This window comes from Streptomyces sp. NPDC096013, from assembly GCF_044763565.1.
GTDB lineage: Bacteria > Actinomycetota > Actinomycetes > Streptomycetales > Streptomycetaceae > Streptomyces.
The window spans coordinates 227,568-234,288 of sequence record NZ_JBIWGK010000014.1 but is presented as its reverse complement, the minus strand read 5'-3'; the positions used below and the strand labels follow the sequence as shown (position 1 = coordinate 234,288).

Here is a 6,721-nt window from a genome sequence, read left to right as displayed (position 1 = left end):
TGCGGGAAAGAGAACACGGACCGACCATCAGCCCACTACACTCACCGAAACCTCCCCTGAGCAGGGAAAACGTCAAAGTGCTGCTGGAGTACTAGTACTCCAGCTCTAGATCGTGATCTTCATGTCTGATTCGCGGCTTGTCGCCGGTAGTGACCGGTACGCGATCGGGCTTGATGACGGCGTCTCCACTCGGACCAGCTCAGGCGGTGAGCCGCGGTGGACAGGGGTCGGACGGCCAGCGCGATGAACAGGTGCTGGATCTCGTTGCACGTCAGCGGAATGAGGTCGTCGGTGGCTAGGCGGGTGTGTTCGTCGGCGCGGACGACGGCGAGGAAGGCGTGGACAAGCATGGCGAGGGTGACCCAGCGGGCCCAGGACGGGCAGCGGCGGAGCTGGTGCTCGTCCAAGCCGGCCAGCCCCTTCTCGGTCTGGAATGTCTCCTCCACCCGCCATCTTGATCCGGCGACCCTGACCAGGGTGGTCAGCGGGACCGGCCGGGTGGAATGGCACCGGTAGTAGGCCAGTTCACTGGTGCGACGGTTTCTGCGGATCAGCAGATGCCGGTGGCCCGGTCCGGTCTCGGCCAGGTCGATGACGGCCCAGTCGTAGAAGCGGTTGCCCTTGGCTCCCGCACCTGCTGACAGCTTCTGCCAGGCCCGCTTCGGTACCTTCGCCGCGAGCGTGTCGGCGCGGAACGCGCCAGCATTGGTGGTGACTTCAGCCGAGCAGGCCACCGCGAGGACATATCCCAGGCCACGTTCCTCCAGGGCGGAGCGCAGCTTGGGGTTGCCGCCGTAGACCTCGTCGCCGGCGACCCAGCCGACGCGGTGTCCGGCGACCAGGAACCGTTCGATCATCCTGCGGGCCAGCTCGGGTTTGGTGTACTGGCGCTGGACACCGCCGGTGTGGACACCCTTCTTCACATCGCCGGTCTCGTCCACGACCAGCACCGCCTCCTGGTCGCACAAGTGCTCAACAACGTACTCACGGACGGCGTCGGCATCCCACGAGGCCCGGCACAGCAGATGCTGCATGCCGTGCGGATTCGCTTCCCCGGCCCACTCCGCGATCGTCCAGCAGTTCTTGCGCGGCAGGTCCGACAACAGGCCCAGCACCAACCGCGCGGCCCGAAGCCGTGGCTCGAACCGGGAGAACCGGCCCGCGATCCGGCCCATGGCCACCTCGAAGGCCTCCCGCCAGCGAACGGGATCTATGCTGTGACCTGCGGCCACCGTCTCATCGTTACTCCACACAAGTCACGATGATCAACGGTGGCCGCAATCAGTTGCCTCGGATAGCCCGGGCACGCTGTCGGTGGCAGCTGCTACGAATGTCGCCATGACCAACGACGAGATCATCCACAGAATCCGAGAGCAGGATGCGGCCGGCGAGCTGCCACCGCCTGCGCCGCCCGAGGCCGTGGCCGAGCTTGAGGCCGCGGTGGGGCATCCGATGCCGCCGCTCCTCAAGCGGATCTATCTCGAAGTCGCCGACGGTGGGTTCGGCCGCTGGGGCGAGGCCTTGTCCCTTACCGATACGACCTACAGCTTCAGCGACAGCAGTCGGCTGCTGGAGGAGTACTTGGGCTGGCGCGGACGCCCCAACTACCCACCGTCTGTTGTGCCACTCTTGACGTGGGGCTGTGCGATCTGGTCCCTCGTCGACTACAGCACTCCAGAAGGCCGCATGTGGGGTTGGGATCCCAACGCCCGATGCCCTGAACACGGACACGCTTTGTTCCCCGAGGACCTCACACTGGCCGAACGGCTCTGCGGGTGGCTGGACGGACGCTCGGACTTTCCGAAGGCGCCCGCTGGTCCGTACTGCTCAGATTGCTGAAAGCGCGGCACTGAGTGCGACTGCATCCCAGTGGCCACTCTGCAAGGCACCCTTGCGCACCTCACAGGGCAGCCGAAGCGACCAGCGCAACAAGCAAGATCCCGATCTACGGCTGGAGTACAAGTGCTGTGACCACACAGGTTCCCGGGGTCGCTCGTTGTGCTGGTTGGAAGCGGTGTCGCTTCCAACTGGCAGGGGAGGAAGGCGACCTGGCCGCAGGTAGGAGCACCGCGGCGGAGCGCGACGCCTGGGTCGTTTTCAAAGATGAGGCCGGGCAGTCGGTGGCTCCGCCGCTGACTCCACCGCGCGTCAGAACCTGGGGCCGGATCGGCCCGGCCCCGGTTGTGAGGGTGAGGGGCCGTGGCTCCGGGCGGGTGTCGATGGCGGGCACGGCTTGCGACAAGCCGGGCGTGCGATCCCGGCTAATCTATGCGATCCGCGAGCACCTCGTCGGAGCGCGAGGACACACCGAAGGACTTCGCGTGGCACGACTTCCGCGACCTCATCGTCCGCGTTCGCATCCGTTCGCATCCACCTCGACGGCCCGATCCTGCTCGCATGGGACAACGCCCGCCCCCACTTCACCACTGGAATGAAGGACTTCATGGCCGCGAACGTCGCGCGGGGGTCAAGAACAGTCTGAGTGGTAGGCGAAGGGCCTGTCGGGGCAGCTGGTGCATTCGAACAAGTACATGCCGCCCATGTCGCCGAGCATGAGCCCAGGGGGGCTTTGGATCGCGGTGCGTTGTTCGTAAGGCAGGTCCCAGATGGTTCCCGTGGCCGGGGTGTCCTCGACGGGCAGCCACGTGCGCCAGCTCTCGCCGTCGAACTCGGAGCTGTTGACCGTCAGGAGATGCTCCATGCGCACACTGCATGTAGGACACGTCGGCCAGTAAGGGTCCTGCGTCCACGTCGGGTACCCGCCGACCTTGACGCCGTCCGACACGGACAGGTGGGACCAGTAGGACCAGCCGGTTTCCTCCTCCAGCTGTTCGAACCTGGCTTCGAGCGCCTCGGCGACCTCGTCCGGGAGGTCCCAGTTCGGGTAGTCGGTGACGCGCTCGGGGTGCAGGACGCATGGAGTGGGAAGGTAGTCGTCGTCCGGGCCGACCGGGCAGGGGGGACTGGCCGGCCGCAGGTCGCTCAGGGAGCTGTCCCGCCAGTACCTCTCGGGGCGCGGAACGTACCCCTCCTCGTGGTCGAAGGGACACCAGAGCACCTGCAGCAGATCGGCGGTGCCGGGGAAAGCCAGGTCAGGCACGTCTCTCGCGAATAGCTGGAGGACCGGGACAAGCGGGATCGGTCCCTGAACGGGAGGGGAAAACGCCGTGCGCGGGTGGTCGTCCTCGCAGTGAGGCCAAGGCTCCGAGAGCGGCCACAGCACGGGTCCGCCAAGCGAGCTTTCCCGCGCGCTCGGATTGCCAAGGCGCGGATGCAGGCAAACAGCCGTCTTCCGATAGGGGACCACCTCCGGGAACAGCGTCTCGACATCGAGCGGACGTGGCGGGGTGGTGCGAGCCATCGGACGTGCTCCTCACAGACCAAAGCGCTGGCTTGGCCACGACCGAGGCCGCGGTGGGCCGAGAGTAGCCGCACGGTCTGTCGGACCCACCAGCAGGCCCCGTCCTCGGCCACGGTAAGTTGCGGTCGGCCTCGCCAACCACTGACATCACGAGCTCAAGTTCAGTAGCTGGATCACGAAGTCACACGGGAGTACCAGAGGCCTTCGGCGGTCAAGTGCCGCGAACAGATGGAGGCGTCGAGGATTCGGCTCCGACGGCCATGAGTGACATGACTACCCCGAATTTTGGGTGAGCCGCGCATCCTCGCTGCTTCGCCCACCGATGGCTGTCGATAGGCGAAGCTCGGGGGCGCGGTACGCGTCGAGAAGCTGCGCAGAATTGGGGCGACCTACATACGTACACACACGACCTCGGTATCTGAGCCCTCGGCGCCGGCCGCCCACGCAGCACGGCACGGCACGCCACGGCACCAGTGCACGCTGTAAACCGACCTACTCCGTCGACGCCATGCCGGTCGTCGCCATCCTGGACGGCTCGGGCCAGCCCGGAGGGCCACCGACACGGTTCGTCGGGACACCGCTGCCCGCTGGACACGCCTCCGCCGTCTCGAGCCAGGCCGCATAGTAGGCCTTCATCGGTTGCCCGGCCAAGCTCTCCCCGTTACCGGCCACATGCACAGGCGCTTTACGGCATCGCGAACGCACCCCAGCCGCCCCACAGCCATCCGCCCTGGCGGCTCCGCCGGTGGTCGGTGGAAGACGCAGGGGCACGGGCTCCCTCTCCGTCCCACGCTGTAGCCACCCGGCGGGAGGAGTTGGCGCCTACGTATATCCAGTCGACCGTACGTACTCGTCGGCCTCCTACAGCACGGCAGTTCTACGTCTGGGCCCGGAGAGTGATCCGGCTTCCCAGCGCACGACCAAGCGCACGGAAGGCGCGTTGGGTTAGCGACAACGCGCCTGCGGCGACGGCTCCGCCGTCTGTGGCCACGGGGCCGCGTGGATCGCGCCAAGGTCGGAGACAGGGGGTTCCGGAAAGTGATGGGATGCGCCGCGAGTCGGAAGCTGCGGCCCGCCTCAAGCGATGAACTTGCAGGCGGAATACGGAAGATGGCGACACGGACCGCACTGGCGTCCATAGATCGGCTCTCAGCGGCGGTCGGCTGCGCCGACGTGGGCATGAGCGCACTGACAATTTCCTGTGCGGCCTCCCCGGAAAAGATCAGCCTTCGAATGGTAAGTGTGGGTGTCGGCAGGCAGAATCCGGGCCCCGCAGTCGCCCCGTTCTTGCCCATGGCCGTCCGACAGCCGCTGTGCCCCGCATTCTCGCCCAGGCATACCGCTGACGCTGCCACCACGGTTCAGACGCAGGCAGAGTCAAACGCCTCGCTGCTGTGGTTGGCGGCATGGCTGCGCGCGGAGACCGAGCCGCTTGTGACACGCCAGTTCCGCGCACGGGCCTGGGCCGCCACCTTGTCGGCCGGTGATGAGGCGAGTGTGTGCCGTCGCGTCGCCCACGTCGAAGGCCTGCTGGCCCCGGGCGACCGTGACCTGCGTAGCGCAGCCAGACACTTCACAAAGGCAGCGAAAAGCATCCCGGCCTACGCCCCTTGCAGCCAACCGGCATCCGCCACTCTTGCCGCCCACGCCGCCCACGCCGCCCAAGTCCAGGTCAACCTCGCACTGGTAACAGCCGTGCGCGGCGGACTCCCTCCGGGGCCCTCAGCCCGCCCCCGTAACGACGTCTGGGCCGGACTGCTCATGGGGCACACGCGGACGGCCGTGAAGCACCAGCAGGGTCCTGTCGGCCGGGTCTGGAGGAGAACCCGCGGCACCCCGGCCGCCCTGGATAACAATCATGACCGAATGCCTCCTCCCCTGGGCCCACGCGAACGTTTGCGGCCTGGTCACCGACCTCTGTGCCGACGGCCTGGCCACGCGGCCCACAGCACGGAGCCTCCCTCATCTGTTCGTGCCGCGGGCAGCACCACCGCGCCACCACACGAGGCGACGCTCATGCCAGCCAGGTGTCGCATCTCTGCCAACTCGTCGGCTCATCGCCCAGAGAGTCCACACGCACTCGCTCACGGCTGATCTGAACAACAGAGGACATCCCTTCATGTACGGGAACCCACAGGGGACCTGGGACTGCCGCACCGCTACGTCGAGCACCTCGCGCCGGGCGATCCTGCGCGCGCTGGACCTGCCATGCGCCACCGCCGTATCTCGCAGCCTTCACGTGGCCGGTCCCCCTACAGCAGTGGCGCCGCCTCTGACCGCCGGCGCTGCATTCGACGCGCTCTACATCTATGCCGCCCCGTCCCTGGTTCAGCAGGCATATCTGCTGACAGGCTGCCGCCGACTGGCGTTCGAATCCACCGAGCACGCCTTCCGCCGAGCCTGGGAACACTGGCCCGAAGTGGCCCGCGACCCTGACCCCGTGGCGTGGGTACGGGAGCACGCCCACGAGTACGCCCTCTCCCCCTGGCACCGCTTCCGCCCGGCCGTCACCCAGCCGGTTCCGGGCTTCATCGATCCTCTTCTGCGCGCGCTGTCGCAGATTCCGCCCTTTGCGCGCCGCGCTGTCCTGCTCTGCGACGGAGTGGGTTTGAGCGTCTCCGAAGCCGCCGCCGAAACCCAGGCCAGCACCGCCGCCACCCAGAACAGACTGTTCAATGCCCGCACGATATTGGACGGTTGTCTTCCAGAGGGTGATCCCACGGCACGGGACCGGCTCAAGCAGCGTCTGGAGCCGGCGCAAACAGCCACCCTGGCGCGGCCTGCCTCCGTACGTGACGACAGCGAACGGCGGGTTCGCGCACTCACTCTTCTCGTTGCCGCCGTGACGGCAGCGCTTGTCGGCCTGATTGTCTTCACCGTGGCCACCAGCGCCGGGCACTACGAGGTCCCCGCCCGCCATGGCGCCGCGGCCAGCGGGCCGAGCCCCGTCGATACCTTTCGCCGTGCAAGTCATCCTGAGCAGCGCGGCATGCCGCACGTGACCAGGCGGCCGCTCGCCGCAGGACGGCCGTACGACCAAACAGCGTGCTGCCTCGTGGAGTTGGTGGACCGCGCCACACCAAGCACCGCTCTATCTCCGACCCTGCCATCCGCGAGCGGGGAGAGCCCGAGCGGCCCCGCGCACTGAACCGGAGCCGGAGTCAGGCCACCGGAGAAGTCGGAAGGGACAAAAGGGACTCCGCCAACACGCTGTCACCCGACGCAGATGCGCACTCTCGGGAACGGGGGCAGGAGGCGCGTGCGGCCTGCCTCCTGCACCCTTCAAGCCTCGTTGCGCTCCCCTCACTTCGGTTCGCCAGGATCCGGCACGACACGAGAGGGGCAGTGATGAGCACCACG

The 6,721-nt window shown here is 67.3% G+C and carries 4 protein-coding genes; 2 read left to right on the top strand and 2 right to left on the bottom strand.

The annotated features are described in order from the left end of the window. Positions 1-119 precede the first annotated feature (119 nt). Entirely contained in the window at positions 120-1,175 is a 1,056-nt protein-coding gene (locus ACIRB1_RS36420) for an IS701 family transposase (protein ID WP_403468527.1), read from the bottom strand. Between the two features lie 163 nt (positions 1,176-1,338). Here ACIRB1_RS36420 and ACIRB1_RS36415 point away from each other — a divergent pair, with 163 nt between their 5' ends. After that, a complete protein-coding gene (locus ACIRB1_RS36415) occupies positions 1,339-1,839 on the top strand; it encodes an SMI1/KNR4 family protein (RefSeq protein ID WP_403468521.1) in 501 nt (166 codons plus the stop codon). A 628-nt stretch (positions 1,840-2,467) separates the two neighbouring features. Here ACIRB1_RS36415 and ACIRB1_RS36410 read toward each other — a convergent pair. Continuing rightward, positions 2,468-3,100, bottom strand: coding sequence for a DUF1963 domain-containing protein (locus tag ACIRB1_RS36410; RefSeq protein ID WP_403468520.1), 633 nt, complete (start codon positions 3,098-3,100; stop codon positions 2,468-2,470). 2,521 nt (positions 3,101-5,621) lie between these two features. On the opposite strand from ACIRB1_RS36410, the gene ACIRB1_RS36405 reads away from it, so the two are divergent. Beyond that, positions 5,622-6,509, top strand: coding sequence for an RNA polymerase sigma factor (locus tag ACIRB1_RS36405; RefSeq protein ID WP_403468519.1), 888 nt, complete (start codon positions 5,622-5,624; stop codon positions 6,507-6,509). Positions 6,510-6,721 lie beyond the last annotated feature (212 nt).